This window comes from Pantoea sp. At-9b, from assembly GCF_000175935.2.
Classification (GTDB): Bacteria; Pseudomonadota; Gammaproteobacteria; order Enterobacterales; family Enterobacteriaceae; genus Pantoea.
In genome coordinates, this window is the sequence record NC_014837.1 from 324,974 (window position 1) to 340,638 (window position 15,665).

15 protein-coding genes are annotated in these 15,665 nt (G+C 57.0%); 8 read left to right on the plus strand and 7 right to left on the minus strand.

All coding sequences use genetic code 11. The features are described from left to right. Positions 1–50: 50 nt before the first annotated feature. The 4 genes from ugpA to ugpQ are packed head-to-tail and all read left to right on the plus strand — an operon-like array spanning position 51 to position 3,598. Entirely contained in the window at positions 51–941 is an 891-nt protein-coding gene (ugpA, locus tag PAT9B_RS01405; RefSeq protein ID WP_013507462.1) for a sn-glycerol-3-phosphate ABC transporter permease UgpA, read from the plus strand. Then, positions 938–1,783 (plus strand): sn-glycerol-3-phosphate ABC transporter permease UgpE, encoded by an 846-nt coding sequence (ugpE, locus tag PAT9B_RS01410; RefSeq protein ID WP_013507463.1) that lies wholly within the window; start codon positions 938–940, stop codon positions 1,781–1,783. The genes ugpA and ugpE overlap by 4 nt, the downstream gene beginning before the upstream one ends. 1 nt (position 1,784) lies before the next feature. Then, positions 1,785–2,858: a sn-glycerol-3-phosphate import ATP-binding protein UgpC gene (locus PAT9B_RS01415; protein ID WP_013507464.1), complete on the plus strand. Its 1,074-nt coding sequence runs from the start codon at positions 1,785–1,787 to the stop codon at positions 2,856–2,858. Further along, positions 2,855–3,598 (plus strand): glycerophosphodiester phosphodiesterase, encoded by a 744-nt coding sequence (ugpQ, locus tag PAT9B_RS01420; RefSeq protein ID WP_013507465.1) that lies wholly within the window; start codon positions 2,855–2,857, stop codon positions 3,596–3,598. The genes PAT9B_RS01415 and ugpQ overlap by 4 nt, the downstream gene beginning before the upstream one ends. On the opposite strand, the gene PAT9B_RS01425 is transcribed toward ugpQ, so the two are convergent. Next, entirely contained in the window at positions 3,595–3,870 is a 276-nt protein-coding gene (locus PAT9B_RS01425; RefSeq protein WP_013507466.1) for a DUF2756 domain-containing protein, read from the minus strand. The two genes, ugpQ and PAT9B_RS01425, sit on opposite strands and share 4 nt — an antisense overlap. A 190-nt stretch (positions 3,871–4,060) precedes the next feature. Here PAT9B_RS01425 and ggt point away from each other — a divergent pair, with 190 nt between their 5' ends. Then, on the plus strand, positions 4,061–5,812 hold the full coding sequence (gene ggt / locus PAT9B_RS01430; RefSeq protein ID WP_013507467.1) for a gamma-glutamyltransferase: 1,752 nt from the start codon (positions 4,061–4,063) through the stop codon (positions 5,810–5,812). 728 nt (positions 5,813–6,540) lie between these two features. On the opposite strand, the gene PAT9B_RS01435 is transcribed toward ggt, so the two are convergent. Continuing rightward, positions 6,541–7,032: a GNAT family N-acetyltransferase gene (locus PAT9B_RS01435; protein WP_013507469.1), complete on the minus strand. Its 492-nt coding sequence runs from the start codon at positions 7,030–7,032 to the stop codon at positions 6,541–6,543. 331 nt (positions 7,033–7,363) lie between these two features. Between PAT9B_RS01435 and gntR the strand changes: the two genes are divergently transcribed. The 3 genes from gntR (at position 7,364) to gntU (ending at position 10,378) form a co-directional block, all read left to right on the plus strand. Beyond that, entirely contained in the window at positions 7,364–8,359 is a 996-nt protein-coding gene (gene gntR, locus PAT9B_RS01440; protein ID WP_013507470.1) for a gluconate operon transcriptional repressor GntR, read from the plus strand. A 139-nt stretch (positions 8,360–8,498) separates the two neighbouring features. Then, positions 8,499–9,035, plus strand: a complete 537-nt coding sequence (gene gntK / locus PAT9B_RS01445) for a gluconokinase (protein WP_013507471.1) — start codon at positions 8,499–8,501, stop codon at positions 9,033–9,035. A 2-nt stretch (positions 9,036–9,037) separates the two neighbouring features. Next, complete coding sequence (gntU, locus tag PAT9B_RS01450; protein WP_013507472.1) at positions 9,038–10,378, plus strand: gluconate transporter; 1,341 nt, start codon at positions 9,038–9,040, stop codon at positions 10,376–10,378. A 103-nt stretch (positions 10,379–10,481) separates the two neighbouring features. Here the strand turns inward: gntU and PAT9B_RS01455 are convergent, their stop codons facing one another. The 5 genes from PAT9B_RS01455 to PAT9B_RS01475 all read right to left on the minus strand — a co-directional run bounded on the left by PAT9B_RS01455 (position 10,482) and on the right by PAT9B_RS01475 (position 15,659). Further along, entirely contained in the window at positions 10,482–12,107 is a 1,626-nt protein-coding gene (locus PAT9B_RS01455) for a Na/Pi cotransporter family protein (protein ID WP_013507473.1), read from the minus strand. A gap of 107 nt (positions 12,108–12,214) precedes the next feature. Continuing rightward, positions 12,215–13,207 (minus strand): ABC transporter ATP-binding protein, encoded by a 993-nt coding sequence (locus PAT9B_RS01460; protein WP_013507474.1) that lies wholly within the window; start codon positions 13,205–13,207, stop codon positions 12,215–12,217. A gap of 2 nt (positions 13,208–13,209) precedes the next feature. Continuing rightward, complete coding sequence (locus tag PAT9B_RS01465) at positions 13,210–13,995, minus strand: ABC transporter permease (protein WP_013507475.1); 786 nt, start codon at positions 13,993–13,995, stop codon at positions 13,210–13,212. A 10-nt stretch (positions 13,996–14,005) separates the two neighbouring features. Continuing rightward, positions 14,006–14,851, minus strand: a complete 846-nt coding sequence (locus PAT9B_RS01470; protein ID WP_013507476.1) for an ABC transporter permease subunit — start codon at positions 14,849–14,851, stop codon at positions 14,006–14,008. Then, a complete protein-coding gene (locus PAT9B_RS01475) occupies positions 14,841–15,659 on the minus strand; it encodes an alkaline phosphatase family protein (protein WP_013507477.1) in 819 nt (272 codons plus the stop codon). Before PAT9B_RS01475 ends, PAT9B_RS01470 begins: the two co-directional genes overlap by 11 nt. Positions 15,660–15,665: the final 6 nt, after the last annotated feature.

Below are 15,665 nucleotides of genomic sequence, written 5' to 3' on the forward strand. Positions count from 1 at the left end.
CGGGGCAGACCGCGTGTCTGCCCCGATCTTTTTGCCTGAACGAGTCCGTTATGTCCTCATCATCACGCCCGGTTTTCCGCTCCCGTCTGCTGCCTTATTTGCTGGTACTGCCACAGCTGGTGATTACCGCCATCTTTTTTCTGTGGCCTGCCGGTGAAGCGCTTTGGTACTCACTGCAAAGTCTTGATCCTTTTGGTATCTCCAGCACCTTTGTTGGGCTGGATAACTTCAGACGGCTGTTCAGCGATGAGTACTACCTGGCCTCGTTCTGGACCACCATTGAATTCAGTACGCTGGTGACGGTGTGCGGCATGTTGTTTTCTTTGCTGCTGGCGGCGCTGGTGGATTATGTGGTGCGCTTGAAAAAGCTCTACCAGACCTTACTGCTGTTGCCGTATGCGGTCGCACCGGTCGTGGCGGCGGTACTGTGGATGTTCCTGTTTAACCCCGGACTCGGTCTGTTCAGCCATCTCCTTAACCAGATTGGTTACAACTGGAACTACGCGCAAAACAGCGGTCAGGCGATGTTCCTGATTGTGCTGGCATCGATTTGGCAGCAGATGAGCTACAACTTCCTGTTTTTCTTCGCGGCGCTGCAATCCATCCCGAAATCGCTGGTGGAAGCGGCGGCGATTGATGGTGCCGGACCGGTGCGTCGCTTCTTTAACCTGTCGCTGCCGTTGATCACCCCGGTGAGTTTCTTCCTGCTGGTGGTCAACCTGGTATACGCCTTTTTCGACACCTTCCCGGTGATCGATGCTGCCACCGGTGGCGGCCCGGTACAGGCGACCACCACGCTTATCTACAAAATTTATCGCGAAGGTTTTACCGGGCTGGATCTCTCCTCGTCAGCGGCGCAATCGGTGGTGCTGATGTTGCTGGTGATCGGCCTGACTATCCTGCAATTCCGCTTTGTCGAGCGTAAGGTGCAATACCAATGATTGAGAACCGACGCGGGCTGGATATTTTCAGCCACACGCTGCTGGTGCTGGGCGTGCTGACTATCCTGTTCCCGTTGTATGTCGCCTTTGTCGCGGCGACGCTGGACAACAACGCGGTGTATCAGGTGCCGATGACGCTGATCCCCGGCACCCATCTGTGGGATAACATCGCGCGCATCTGGACGCAGGGCGTTAATGGCAGCGGCCCGGCCTTTGGTCTGATGCTGTTCAACAGCCTGGTGATGGCGCTGAGTATCACGGTGGGCAAAATCGCCGTCTCGATGCTGTCGGCGTTTGCGCTGGTGTGGTTCCGCTTTCCGCTGCGCTCGCTGTTTTTCTGGCTGATCTTCATCACCCTGATGCTGCCGGTGGAAGTGCGTATTTTCCCGACGGTCGAGGTGATCTCGACGTTGCACATGCTCGACAGCTACAGCGGCCTGACGTTGCCGCTGATGGCCTCGGCGACCGCCACCTTCCTGTTTCGCCAGTTCTTTATGTCGCTGCCGGATGAACTGATTGAAGCGGCACGTATCGACGGTGCCAGTCCGCTGCGCTTCTTCTGGGACATCGTGCTGCCACTGTCGAAAACCAATCTGGCAGCGCTGTTTGTCATCACCTTTATCTACGGCTGGAACCAGTATCTGTGGCCGCTGCTGATCATCAATGACGCCAGCCTCGGCACCGCCGTGGCTGGCGTGCGAAGTATGATCAATACCAGCGGCGGCCCGACGCAGTGGAACGAAGTGATGGCGGCAATGTTATTAACCCTGATCCCACCGGTGGTGGTGGTTTTAGTCATGCAGCGTGCCTTTGTGCGTGGCCTGGTGGAGAGTGAAAAATAAAATGGCAGGCGTAACCCTTCAGACCGTCACCAAATCGTATGACGGCAAAAATCAGATCATTCAGCCGCTGAATATCACCATCAACGATGGCGAGTTTATGGTGATGGTCGGGCCTTCTGGCTGCGGTAAATCCACGTTGCTGCGCATGGTGGCCGGGCTGGAGCGCGTCAGCTCCGGCGATATCTATATCGATGACAAACGCGTAACCGATCTGGAACCGAAAGATCGCGGCATTGCCATGGTGTTCCAGAACTACGCGCTCTACCCGCATATGACGGTGGAAGAGAACATGGCCTATGGCCTGAAAATTCGCGGCATGGGTAAAGAGCAGATCCGTCAGCGTGTACTGGAGGCGGCACGCAGCCTCGAACTGGACCATCTGCTGACCCGCCGCCCGCGAGAGTTGTCCGGCGGCCAGCGCCAGCGTGTGGCGATGGGACGCGCCATCGTGCGTGAACCGGCGGTGTTCTTATTTGATGAACCGCTGTCAAACCTTGATGCCCGCCTGCGTGTGCAGATGCGGCTGGAGCTGCAACAGCTGCACCGCCGTCTGCAAACCACCAGCCTGTACGTGACGCACGACCAGGTGGAAGCGATGACGCTGGCACAGCGCGTGATGGTGATGAACAAAGGTATTGTTGAACAGGTGGGTACGCCGGTTGAGGTGTATGAACGTCCGGCCAGCCAGTTTGTCGCCGCCTTTATTGGTGCTCCCGCGATGAACCTGTTACCTGGGCAGATCAACAGCGATGGCACCCGCTTTACCCTCGACGCTCTGCATGCCTTGCCGTTGGGGGAAAGTAAGGCGAAGTGGGCGAATCGACCGCTGACGCTGGGTATCCGCCCGGAACATATTCAGTTAAGCAGCCGCGAGGCGGGCGGTATTCCGCTGGTGGTCGAGACCCTCGAAATGCTCGGTGCTGATAATCTGGCGCATGGTCGTATCGGTGACGCGCGATTGGTGGTACGTTTGCCGCACAGCGAACGCCCGCAGGCGGGCAGCAGCTTATGGCTGCATCTGCCGTCGGAGGCGTTACATTTCTTCGATTCAACGCATGGAAAACGCCTGGAATGAGTAAGCACAACTGGCCGTATCCGCCCATCGTCGCCCATCGTGGCGGCGGTAAACTGGCCCCGGAAAACACCCTCGCCGCCATAGATATGGGCGCGCATTATCGCCACCAAATGATTGAGTTTGACGCCAAACTCTCCGACGATCGGCAAATTTTCCTGCTGCATGATGACACCCTCGATCGCACCAGCAACGGCTGGGGCGTGGCGGGGGATCTGCCGTGGGAGAAGCTGGCACAACTGGATGCCGGTAGCTGGTTTAGCAATAAATTTTCCGGTGAGCCCCTGGCGCTGCTGAGCGATGTCGCGGCGCGTTGCCGCCAGCATCAGATGATGGCGAATATTGAGATCAAACCGACCACCGGCAAAGAGGTGGAGACGGGGCGCGATGTGGCGTTAGCGGCACGTGAATTATGGCAGGGACAAACGGCACCGCTGCTCTCTTCTTTCTCGTATCCGGCGTTGGAAGCCGCCATGCAGGCGGTGCCAGAACTGCCACGCGGCTTGCTGCTGGATAGCTGGCATGATGACTGGCAAGCGCTGACAGCAAGCCTTGATTGTGTCTCCATCCATCTCAACCACAAATTGCTGGATGCCGGACGTACCGCGCTGCTGAAAGCGGCGGGGCTGCATATTCTGGTGTACACCGTGAATCAGCCCGAACGGGCGCGCGAGTTGCTGAGTTGGGGTGTCGATGCGATCTGTACCGACCGCATCGACATTATCGGACCTGACTTCCGTTAATTGCTGTTCTGCTGGCCCGGCTGCGTTTTGATAATGCGCTGCTGGGCGCTATCGCGATGTTCCTGCATTTTGCGCTGTAAATCCTGTTTCTGCTGCTGCTGATCCTGTTGCAGCTTTAGTTTCTCCTGCTGCTGCTGGATTTGCATCTGCGTCTGCATCCGTTGCTGGCTTGGGTTGTAACCCGGTTTAAAGGGTTCGTTGGTGTTATTCAGCATATTCGCCATGCTGCTTAACGGCAGCAGGGCAGCGAAAACAATCAGCCATTTTTTCATGGTCACTCCTCCATAGATGCCGCGATGCTGTGTGTCAGGTGTAACTGCGGCTGTCATAAGTTTATGCGATATTAAAAAGGGCCAATCCAGGAGTGCACCTAATTTGAGTTAGCTGCTAATCTTTTTCAGTGTTTGTAAACACTTGCATCAATGTAAACAATTATAAACAACTGAAAAGGATGGTAGTGGCATGAGGATACAAGGCAGTGTACGTCAGCTCGGCTGGGCGTTGTTGATGAGTTTTACCGTGGTGCAGGGGGCGCAGGCGGCACCAAATAGCGCACCGCCCGTCTCTTATGGCGTGGATAGCGATACCTTCCATCCGGTGAAGGCGAAACATGGCATGGTGGCCTCGGTGGATGCCACGGCCACTGCAGTTGGCGTGGACATTCTCAAACAGGGTGGTAATGCGGTGGATGCTGCGGTAGCGGTGGGTTTCGCGCTGGCGGTGACCCATCCACAGGCCGGAAATCTCGGCGGTGGCGGATTTATGCTGCTGCGTACCGCCTCCGGCCAGACCACGGCCATCGATTTCCGCGAAATGGCTCCGGCGCGAGCCTCGCGTGATATGTTCCTCGATAAACAAGGCAATGCCGACAGTAAGTTGTCACTGACTTCCCATCTGGCATCAGGTACGCCTGGCACGGTGGCCGGTTTTGCGCTGGCAGCCCATAAATATGGCACCCTGCCGCTGAGCACCTTGCTGGCCCCGGCGATCAAACTGGCGCGTAACGGCATCATCGTTAACGATGCGTTGGCCGATGACCTCGCCACCTATGGCAAAGAAAACCTGATCAATCACGACAACAGCCGTGCCATCTTCTACAAAGCCGACGGACAGCCTTATCAGCAGGGTGACCGTCTGGTGCAGAAAAACCTCGCGCACAGCCTGCAACTGATTGCGCAGCAGGGGCCGGATGCCTTTTATAAAGGCAAAATTGCCGACGACATTGCCGGGGAGATGGCACAACATGGCGGCCTGATAGGCAAAGCCGATCTGGCGGCCTATCGCGCCGTCGAACGCAAACCGGTCAGCGGCAGCTATCGTGGCTATCAGGTCTTCTCGATGCCACCGCCCTCATCAGGCGGGATTCATATCATTGAGATCCTCAATATTCTGGAAAACTTTGACCTGGCGAAGATGGGTTTCGGTAGTGCCGATGCGATGCAGGTGATGGCCGAGGCGGAAAAATACGCCTATGCCGACCGTTCGGAATACCTCGGTGACCCGGATTTCATTAAGGTGCCGCAGCAGGCGTTAACCAGCAAAGCCTACGCGAAATCGCTGGCGCAGCAGATTGACGTCAACAAGGCGCGTCCGTCGAGCGAGATCAAACCGGGCAAGCTGGAGCCGTATGAAAGCAATCAAACCACCCATTTCTCGGTGGTGGACAAAGACGGCAACGCGGTGGCGGTGACCTACACGCTGAATACCTATTTTGGCAGCGGCATTGTGGCCGGGCAGAGTGGCATCCTGATGAACAACGAGATGGATGACTTTTCCGCCAAACCGGGTACGCCAAACGTTTATGGTTTAGTGGGTGGTGAAGCCAATGCGGTACAACCCGCCAAGCGTCCCTTGTCCTCAATGTCTCCGACCATTGTGGTGAAGGATGGCAAAACCTGGCTGGTAACCGGCAGCCCTGGCGGCAGCCGTATTATCACTACGGTGTTACAGATGGTGGTCAACAGTATCGATTTTGGTATGAACGTCGCCGAAGCGACCAATGCACCGCGTTTCCATCATCAGTGGCTGCCGGACCAGTTACGCGTGGAGAAGGGGTTCAGCCCGGATACTTTGCGGCTGCTGGAGAGCAAAGGTCAGCATGTGAAGGTGCTTCCGGCGATGGGCAGCACCCAGAGCATTATGATTGGGCCGGATGGGACGCGTTATGGTGCATCCGATCCGCGTTCGGTGGATGATTTGAGCGCGGGGTATTAAAGGTTTGCACTGGCGTGGTTTCGTTCGCTCCGCGGTGGTTTCGTTCGCCTCGGGCTGATGTAGTTTCAGTTCGCCGGTGCGGCGACCGAGCAAAGGGTGCCTGGCCGCACCCTTTGCAATCCCGGGCCTCGCGCCAGCCTCCCTCGCCGCTACGCGGTGCCTTCGCTCTTTCACGCTGCCGACGGACCGGCGTCGATTCGCTCCTGCTCAACGCCGCCTTTCGCCGCATCCATGCGGCTCATCCTGGCAGCGCTCATTCGCTCAGCGAGTCCGGATGGCGCCCCACCCTCGCTGCACGTCTTTTACTTATCTGTTTTCTTCTTTTCGCTTTTGATTTTTATTTTTTATTTTTTATTTTTTATTTTTTATTTTTTGTTTTTTCTTGCGGTCTTTCAGGCGGTGGGGTGGGCGGCATCCGCAGCGCCGAGCGCAGAGGGAAGGCCAGGACGAGCCGCATGGATGCGGCGAGAGAGCGGAATGAGCCATGGATGGCGAATCCGCGCGGTCCGTATGGCCTGAGTGATAAGCGAGGGGACAGCGCTATGCGCTGCGCGAGGACGCCGCAAGGCGCGGATTGCAAAGGTCCGCGCCCTCGGACCTTTGCCCGTCCGCCTGCACGTTACAACTGAAACTCCCTAATGTTTGGCGGGCGGAACCTTCTCGATGTCAGCCCGCACCAGCGGACGGAACCTTCTCAGAGCCAGCCCGCTGCAATGGCCGGAACCCCCCTATTTCAGCCGCGCCATATAATGGGTATCCACCCACTCACCATTACGCATCGCATGGCGGCGCGCAGTGCCCTCAACCGCAAAACCGAACTTCTGATACAAACCAATCGCGGCTTTATTGTCGGTAAACACCGTCAACTCAATGCGCGTCACCTGCAACCAGTTGTCACACAGATCCACCATCGCCGCCATCAGCGCGGAACCGACACCACGGCGGTGAAACGCCGGATCAACCCCCATCCCGATAGTCGCAGTATGGCGGCGGCGCATCACCTCCAGCACGCTGACGGTGAGTTGTCCCACCACCTGTCCCTCAATGCACGCCACCAGACGTTGCTCCCCCGGGCGAATGTTTTGCAGTCGCTCCTGCCACAGCGCCGGTGATTGCAACGGCAGGTGCAGGGTATCCGCCTGGGTCTCTGCGTGGCTGTAAAGCTGGAACAGCGCGGCGGCATCAGCGGGGGTGGTGTGACGGACAGTGATCAGACTCATGGTGCGGCTCCTTGTGCAAAATAGAAAAATCCCCTTTAACATCAAGGATTTTTAATTGTTGGTCAATGGAAAATAATTCGCGAAAGGACTTTACAGACGCGAATGATAATGATTATTATTGCGATGCGGTCCCGGGACGTCCTCCTGACAAACCGGGAAAGCACGACATTGCTCACATTGCTTCCAGTGTTTCTTAGCCAGCTCGGGTGCTGGCTTTTTTTTTTGCCTTTTTCTCCGACATTCGGCAACGATCCCGCTTCCCGCGCCCCGTTTACAATCGCATGACAATTTAATGATAGACTCAGCGTATCTCTGACCTCAGGCGCTTACGATGAAGAAAAAAAGACCGGTACTACAGGACGTTGCCGATCGCGTCGGCATCACCAAAATGACCGTCAGCCGCTACCTGCGCAATCCCGAGCAGGTTTCCGCTGCGCTGCGTGACAAAATCGCCATTGCGCTGGATGAGCTGGGTTATATCCCCAATCGCGCGCCAGACATGCTCTCTAACGCCACCAGTCGTGCGATCGGCGTTTTGCTGCCATCACTGACTAACCAGGTATTTGCCGACGTGCTGCGCGGGATTGAAACCGTCACCGATGAGGCGGGTTATCAGACGCTGGTGGCACACTTCGGCTATAACGCGCAGAAAGAGGAGCTTCAGCTGCGTTCGCTGTTGGGCTGGAACATCGATGGGGTGATCCTGACGGAACGCACCCATACGCCGGGCACGCTGCGGATGCTGGAAGTTGCCGGCATCCCGGTGATTGAAATGATGGACTCGGTCTCACCTTGTCTCGATATGGCGGTGGGCTTTAATAACGTCGAAGCGGCGCGTCAGATGACCCATGCTATCCTGAAAAAAGGCCATCGCCACACCGTCTACCTCGGCGCGCGCCTTGATGAACGTACCCTCCAGAAACAGCAGGGCTACGAGCAGGCGATGCGTGAAGCCGGGCTGACGCCGCATAGCGTGATGATGGAAGATGCCTCGTCTTTTAGCGCCGGTGCCTTGCTGTTACGTGAGGCGCAACGATGCTACCCGCAAACCGACAGTTTGTTCTGTACCAACGATGACCTTGCGGTCGGTGCCATGTTTGAGTGCCAGCGTCAGGGGTTGCGCGTACCGGACCAAATGGCGATTGCCGGTTTCCACGGTCACGACATCACCCAGGTGGTGAATCCTCGCCTGGCGACGGTACTGACCCCGCGTGAACGCATGGGGCGGGAATCGGCGGCGATGTTGCTGGCGCGGATTGGCGGCGATCGTTCCGTTACCGTACCCCTGGATGTCGGGTTTGAAATTGCCGAAGGCGGCAGCATCTGATTCTGGCGATTTTTTGAGTCAGTTCACACTTTCGTGCTTTTCCCGGTAAAAGGGTTGCCAGCCTGTGATCGGGTGCCGACAATGATGATCGAATTTGTTATCGGTAACATTGGCAGATTAACTGCCGGAGCGCAAAACAATGACAACGCCATCCCCGTCGCACCATGTGTTTATCCTGATGGGTGTGTCCGGCAGCGGAAAGTCTGCCGTCGCCAATCAGGTGTCACACCAACTCAACACCGCCTTTCTCGACGGTGATTTCCTGCATCCGCGCAGCAACATCATGAAAATGGCCGAAGGCCATCCGCTGGATGATAACGATCGTCGTCCGTGGTTACAGGCGCTGAACGATGCCGCATTTGCCATGCAACGTACCCAGGCAATCTCCATCATCGTCTGCTCGGCGCTGAAAAAGTCCTATCGCGACATCCTGCGTCAGGGCAACCAGAACCTGAAATTCATCTACATGAAAGGTGATTTCGAGACCATCGAATCGCGCCTGAAAGCACGCAAGGGCCACTTCTTCAAAACGCAGATGTTGGTGACGCAGTTTGAAACGCTGGAAGAACCCGGCGCGAATGAACCCGATGTACTGGTGGTTGATATTAATCATTCACTGGATGAGGTAGTTGCGGCCACGGTTGCGACCATCGAGGGAGCAATCAACAAGGGTTAGTCATGAGTACCGCAACGCTGGTGTTAACCGCAGCAGGCTCTGTCCTGCTGCTGCTGTTTTTGGTGATGAAAGCGCGTATGCACGCCTTTGTCGCCCTGATGTTAGTCTCCATTGGTGCCGGGTTGTTCTCCGGTATGCCGCTCGACAAAATTGCTGACACCATGCAGAAAGGCATGGGCGGTACGCTCGGTTTCCTCGCCATTGTGGTGGCGCTGGGCGCGATGTTCGGCAAAATCCTGCATGAAACCGGCGCGGTCGATCAGATTGCTATCCGCATGCTGAAAACCTTCGGGGAAAGCCGCGCGCATTACGCGATGGGCATTGCCGGGTTGATCTGCGCGCTGCCGCTGTTCTTTGAGGTGGCGGTGGTGTTGCTGATCAGCATTGCCTTTGCCGTGGCGCGTCGCACCGGCGATAACCTGGTGAAACTGGTGATCCCGTTGTTTGCCGGGGTGGCCGCTTCCGCCGCGTTCCTGCTGCCGGGGCCAGCCCCGATGTTGCTGGCATCGCAAATGCACGCCGATTTCGGCTGGATGATTTTGCTGGGTCTGTGCGCGGCAATCCCGGGCATGATTATCGCCGGCCCGCTGTTTGGCAACCTGATCGCCAAACGCGTGACGTTTAGCGCCCCGCCGGAAGATCATCAGCCGGATGTGGAAGAGGGCAAACTGCCGTCGTTTGGCTTCAGCCTGGCGCTGATCCTGTTCCCGCTCTTGCTGGTGGGGTTGAAAACCATCGGTGCTCGCTTTACCACGCCGGATTCGCGGTTGTATGAATGGCTGGAGTTTATCGGCCATCCGTTCACCGCGATTCTGCTGGCCTGTCTGGTCGCGATTTATGGTCTGGCGTACCGTCAGGGCATGGATAAAGAGAAGGTGATGCAGGTCTGCGGCAGCGCGCTGCAACCGGCGGGGATTATTCTGCTGGTGATCGGTGCAGGTGGGGTGTTTAAGCAGGTGCTGGTGGATTCCGGTGTCGGTCCGGTGCTGGGACACGCGTTGATTGGTGCCGGTCTGCCGATTGCGCTGGCCTGTTTTATCCTCTCCGGCGCGGTGCGCGTGATTCAGGGGTCAGCCACGGTCGCGTGTCTGACCACGGTGGGACTGGTGATGCCGGTGATTGAACCGCTGCACTACAGTGGCGCGCAGCTGGCGGCACTGTCGATTTGTATCGGCGGGGGTTCCATCATTATCAGTCACGTGAATGACGCAGGTTTCTGGCTATTTGGCCGCTTTACCGGCGCAACGGAAGGCGAAACCCTGAAGACCTGGACGCTGATGGAAACCATCCTCGGCACCACCGGAGCGATTGTCGGGATGATTGCCTTCAGTTTGTTGTCTTAATATTCCACTAAACCGTAGCGGCGCGATTTATCGCGCAGTTCCGTGCGCGATGCGGGAAAAATCCGCGCGATAAATCGCGCCGCTACGGAATGTGCTTTATTGGTTATTCATCATCCCGGTCGTCATCCGGCTGTTCCAGCACCGTATATGCCACGGCACAGAACAGCGAATTCAGACGCTTCATATCTCCCAGCAATCCCAGATGCAGTGAACTGGTCTCGATACTCTGCACGTTTTGGCGATGCAGACGTTCAACGTGCGCGTGGGAGAAACGGCGAATCAGAATACGGAAGCGATGTTTGGAACGGCGCAGGCGTTTGGCGCTGGCGACATCGTGGGATAAAAACACCGACAGACTCAGGCGCAGGTTATTCAGCAGTTGCTCCTGTAAGGTCTCCAGCTCCTCCAGCCCTTCCTGTGAGAAGGCACGACGAGCGGCCAGCGCTTTGTCGGCCACGTCAGCGCTCATGCGTTCGATGATGTCGCCCGCCTGTTCCAGGTTGAGCGCCATTTCGATGATCTCAGCCCAGCGGCGCGAATCCTCTTCCGCTAAATCCTCCTTCTGCATGCGCGCCAGATAGAGTTTGATGGCGGTGTACAACACATCGACATCATCATCCAGCCGCCGCACCGCGCGCTCCTCGCGCAACTCGCCGTGCACCACCTTGCTGAAGGTTTCGACCATCTGCTCGACCACATCGCCAATACGCAGCGTTTCACGCGCGGCATTGACCAGCGCCAGTGCCGGGGTGTCCAGCGCGCTGCTGTCGAGGTGTTTCGGCTTCAGAACGGTATCGAGTTCGGTATCGTCGCTGATCATCCGGTTACACAGACGTGCCATGAGATCGGCGAAGGGCACCATCGCCAGACAGCGAATCAGGTTGTAAAACACATGGAAGAAGATCACCAACTCTTCGTCGTTTACCGGCAGCTTATCCAGCAAATCGGCCACCGGATTAACGAACGGCAGAATAATGATGCTGCCAATCAGTTTGAATAACAGGCTGCCCAGCGCGACACGTTTACCGGCCGCGTTAGATCCGCTGGCATTAATCATCGCCAGCAGGCCGCTGCCGAGGTTGGCACCAATCACCAGACAGAGCGCGACTTTAAACGAGATCACCCCGGTTGCCGTCAGCGTGGCGGTAATCAGCACCGCCGCCAGGCTGGAATAACTGATGATGGCAAACACTGCGCCAATCAGGGCATCCAGCATGACATCGCCGGTCAGGGTAGCAAATAGCACCTGTACCCCGGCCGCCTGGGTAATCGGGCGCGCGGCCGCGACAATCAATTGCAGCGCCAGCAGGATCAGACCGAGGCCGATACTGGCGCGTCCTAACTGACCGAGGCGGGTTTGTTTACGACCGAGGAAAAAGATCACGCCAAACAGGATAAACAGTGGCGATAACCACGAGAGATCGAAGGTCAGGATACGCGCCATCACGGCCGTACCGACGTCAGCGCCCAGCACCACCACTAAGGCGGGCGTCAGGCTGACAAGGTTCTGCGCCACGAATGAGGTAACCAGCATGGTGGTGGCATTGCTGCTTTGCACCAGGGCGGTGACGCCAATCCCGGCGAGAAACGCCATGGGCTTTTTCTCGACGCTACGGCTCAGCACCCGGCGCAGATCGGCACCATACACACGCATAATGCCGGTACGAACAATGTGTGTGCCCCACACCAGCAGGGCCACGGCAGACAACAGATTTAGCAGGGTTAACACGTAAGCAGGCTCCTTTACCGTCAGGCTTTAAAGCAGATTGCCAGCCTGACGGAGAGCGCAACCTGTGCAAGATATCGCCGCGCTGCACTGCTGATTTTTCCTGTAATTTAAGCGACCTGGCGCAACGTCGACATCTCTAACTGTAGTCCAATCTGCATTCCGGCGGGGTGTAAATCTGCCACACTGCGGTTCAGAACATCGACTGAAAGTTCCACATTGTGCGCCAGCACACGATAACGGATCACGTTGCCCAACAGGCTATGGCTGAGGATGGTGGCCGCAATCCCCGACTCGGGCGCACCAATTAAAATCGATTCCGGGCGAATGGCCACCTGACCGGTAAACGTCTGGCCGGTCAGCTGTGTTGCCTGTTCGGCGCTCAGCAGGTTGTAGTTACCGATAAAACCGGCGGCAAACAGATCGGCCGGTTGAGTATACAGCGCTTCAGCATTGCCGTTTTGCACGATTTTTCCACGGTTCATCAACACAATGCGATCGGACAGGGTTAACGCCTCTTCCTGGTCGTGGGTCACGAAGATGGTGGTGAGTTTCAGTTCTTGCTGAATATTACGGATTTGCTCGCGTAGATGGCGGCGAATACGTGCATCCAGCGCCGACAGCGGTTCATCCAGCAGCAGCAGGCGTGGACGTGTCACCAGCGAACGCGCCAGCGCCACGCGCTGACACTGGCCGCCTGAGAGCTGATGGGGATAGCGGCGGGCGAAGTCGGTCAGCTCCACCAGCGCCAGGGCTTCCATCACCCGTTTCTGGATCTCACTCGCGGCCATTTTCTGCATTTTTAGGCCAAACGCGACATTCTTTTCCACCGTCATATTCGGGAACAGCGCGTAGCTCTGAAACACCATACCGATGGTGCGCTTCTGCGGCGGCAGCGGCACGATATCCTGACCCTGCAACAAAATTTTGCCGCTGTCGACGGAGGTCAGCCCGGCAATACAACGCAACAGCGTCGATTTGCCACAGCCGCTCGGGCCGAGCAGGGTGACAAACTCACCCTCATCGGCGCTGAAATCGATGTTTTCGAAAATGGTGGTCGGGCCGTAGCTTTTATTTAGCTGTGTAACATTCAGGTAACTCATGGTCAGCCTCGTTCAGGATTGAGGGCGTTCGCCAGCCAGGTGACCAGCAGGACGACAACAAAATAGGAGATCACCAGCGCGCTGGTGAAATGGCCGCTGCCGTTGCGCATGTTGTAGAGATAAACCTGCAAAGTTTCATAGCGGGTGCCGACCAGCAGGTTAGCGAATACAAACTCACCTATCAGGAAAGAGAAGGAGAGCAGCACGGCGATAAATACCCCTTTGCGCAGATTGGGCAGCACCACAAACAACGCCGCCTGCCAGGTACTGGCCCCCAGCAGATGCGCGGCATCAATCAACTCTTTCAGGTTGATGGCCTGCATATTGTTGGAGATGGCGCGATAGATAAAAGGCAGCGCGATGGTGAAGTAGCAGCCAATCAGAATCCACGGTGTGCCGGTTAGCATCAGCGGTGATGAGGAGTAGAGCTGCAACAGACCGACCGATGACACCACTGGCGGTACGGCGAACGGCATCAGAATCAGCACGTTCATTACCGCGTCCAGCTTTGGAAAGTAGTAAGCGATCACAAACATCGCAGGCAGCACCAGCACTAACGAGAACAGCAGCGCACCAAAGCAAATCAGTAACGAATGACCCAGCGCGGTCAGGAAGCGGCTGTCGCTCCACAGTTCAAAGAACCATTTCAGCGTGTAGCCCTGCGGCAGAATGGTGTTGCTCCAGTCGGAGGAGAGCGCATACAACAGCGTTGCCAGCAGCGGTGCCGCCAGAATCACCAGCAGCAGCCAAACTATCAGGCGATGGTAAAGTTTTTCGACGCGAGACATGGGCCGCTCCTCAGGACGGTTTGGCGTTGAGATAACTGCGGCGCACCAGATACTGCTGCACCACGGTAATCACCGCCATCAACAGCACCAGCAGCATCGCCAGTGCGCCACCGGTATTGGGATCAAGCGAAATATCGCCCGACACCAGTGCGGCAATACGTACCGGCACCACGTTAAAGTTACCGGTGGTGAGCGCATAGATAGTGGCGTAAGCGCCCAAGGCATTTGCCAGCAGAATGACAAAGGTGCCGAGCAGTGCCGGGAACAAGATTGGCAGTCCGATATGCCACCAGTAACGCCAGCGGCTGGCTCCGAGCAGCGCGGCGGATTCCTGCCAGTCCTGGCGCAGACCATCAAAGGCGGGATAGAGCAGCAGAATGCCGAGCGGGATCTGGAACCAGGTGTAAACAATCACCATGCCGTCGCGCGAGAACAGTTTGAAGCTTTCCAGCAAATTGTAATGGCGCAGCAGCAACGTCAGGCAGCCGTTCAGCCCCAGCAAAATGACAAAGGCAAACGCCAGCGGCACGCCGGCGAAGTTACTGGTCATATTGGTGAATGACATCAAAAAACGCTGAAAGCGTCCGCTGCCCATCTGATGCAGTGAATATCCGGCGACCAGCGCGATGAGCAGGCCATAGATGCTCGACCAGATGGAGATATCCAGCGACAGGCGAAATGCCTGCAAATAGAACGGCGAGGTCAGGATATCGGTGTAGTTATCCAGTCCCCAGCTTTCGTTCATGTCGCTCCAGAAGCTGTTGATGGCGATCCATAACAACGGTGCGAGCTGGAACGCCACCCAGAACAGGGCAAACGGCAGCAACAACAGCAGCGCGATGCTTTTACCCTTCATGACGCGGCTCCGCCAGCAGCTCACGGCACACCGGTTTGTCATGCTCAACGCCCAACAGGGTGCAGACGATGCCGCACAACTCGGTCTGTTGTGGTTGCAGATCCGGCTGTTTCGAAAAGCCTGCACCAAACACAAACAGCGGCACGTTGGTCTCCTCCGGCAGAATCCCACCGTGTGAGCGATCGTCGTTCATGCCATGGTCGGCGGTGACAATCACCTGATAACCCGCCGCCAGCCAGCCCGGCATCCAGTGCGACAGATACCCATCGGCCATGCGCGCGCGGTTGCGGTATTGCGGCGATGACAGGCTATGTTTATGCCCGGCATCGTCAATATTCATCGGGTGGATCAGCAGAAAGTCCGGGTCGTGACGCAGACGCAGGCTTTCCGCGTCTTCAAACAGGTGGGAATCCGGGTAGCCGTCGTCCCAGTAAAAGTGCCCGTATTGGATGGGCAGGTCAGGCGCGACCGTATGCCGGTCGCGCGCTGCGTTGAACGGGGTCTGATTATACAGCTCACTCACCCAGTGGTAGGCCGCAGCGGCGGTGGTTAAACCGGCGGCGCGGGCATAATGGAAGATGCTGCGCTCGTTGCTCAATCGGCTGACGCCATTATGAATAATGCCGCTGCGCACCGGCGGGATGCCGGTGAGAATGCATTCATACAGCGGACGCGACAGCGACGGCAGCTCGCAGGTCAGGGTGTAATATTGGCCATTGCCCTGCGCGCATTCGGCAAACAGGTAACCCATTGCATGCTGCGCCACCTGATTGCTCAGCCCATCCAGTACCACCAGGATTGTTTTCATCCCCTT

What these genes read in the sequence shown, in the direction of transcription:
- gntK (WP_013507471.1), top strand. Translation starts at nt 8,499, where the DNA reads ATGACAACGCCATCCCCGTCGCACCATGTGTTTATCCTGATGGGTGTG.
- ggt (WP_013507467.1), top strand. Translation starts at nt 4,061, where the DNA reads ATGAGGATACAAGGCAGTGTACGTCAGCTCGGCTGGGCGTTGTTGATG.
- gntU (WP_013507472.1), top strand. Translation starts at nt 9,038, where the DNA reads ATGAGTACCGCAACGCTGGTGTTAACCGCAGCAGGCTCTGTCCTGCTG.
- ugpE (WP_013507463.1), top strand. Translation starts at nt 938, where the DNA reads ATGATTGAGAACCGACGCGGGCTGGATATTTTCAGCCACACGCTGCTG.
- PAT9B_RS01460 (WP_013507474.1), bottom strand. Translation starts at nt 13,207, where the DNA reads ATGAGTTACCTGAATGTTACACAGCTAAATAAAAGCTACGGCCCGACC.
- ugpQ (WP_013507465.1), top strand. Translation starts at nt 2,855, where the DNA reads ATGAGTAAGCACAACTGGCCGTATCCGCCCATCGTCGCCCATCGTGGC.
- PAT9B_RS01425 (WP_013507466.1), bottom strand. Translation starts at nt 3,870, where the DNA reads ATGAAAAAATGGCTGATTGTTTTCGCTGCCCTGCTGCCGTTAAGCAGC.
- PAT9B_RS01470 (WP_013507476.1), bottom strand. Translation starts at nt 14,851, where the DNA reads ATGAAGGGTAAAAGCATCGCGCTGCTGTTGTTGCTGCCGTTTGCCCTG.
- PAT9B_RS01465 (WP_013507475.1), bottom strand. Translation starts at nt 13,995, where the DNA reads ATGTCTCGCGTCGAAAAACTTTACCATCGCCTGATAGTTTGGCTGCTG.
- gntR (WP_013507470.1), top strand. Translation starts at nt 7,364, where the DNA reads ATGAAGAAAAAAAGACCGGTACTACAGGACGTTGCCGATCGCGTCGGC.
- PAT9B_RS01435 (WP_013507469.1), bottom strand. Translation starts at nt 7,032, where the DNA reads ATGAGTCTGATCACTGTCCGTCACACCACCCCCGCTGATGCCGCCGCG.
- ugpA (WP_013507462.1), top strand. Translation starts at nt 51, where the DNA reads ATGTCCTCATCATCACGCCCGGTTTTCCGCTCCCGTCTGCTGCCTTAT.
- PAT9B_RS01475 (WP_013507477.1), bottom strand. Translation starts at nt 15,659, where the DNA reads ATGAAAACAATCCTGGTGGTACTGGATGGGCTGAGCAATCAGGTGGCG.
- PAT9B_RS01415 (WP_013507464.1), top strand. Translation starts at nt 1,785, where the DNA reads ATGGCAGGCGTAACCCTTCAGACCGTCACCAAATCGTATGACGGCAAA.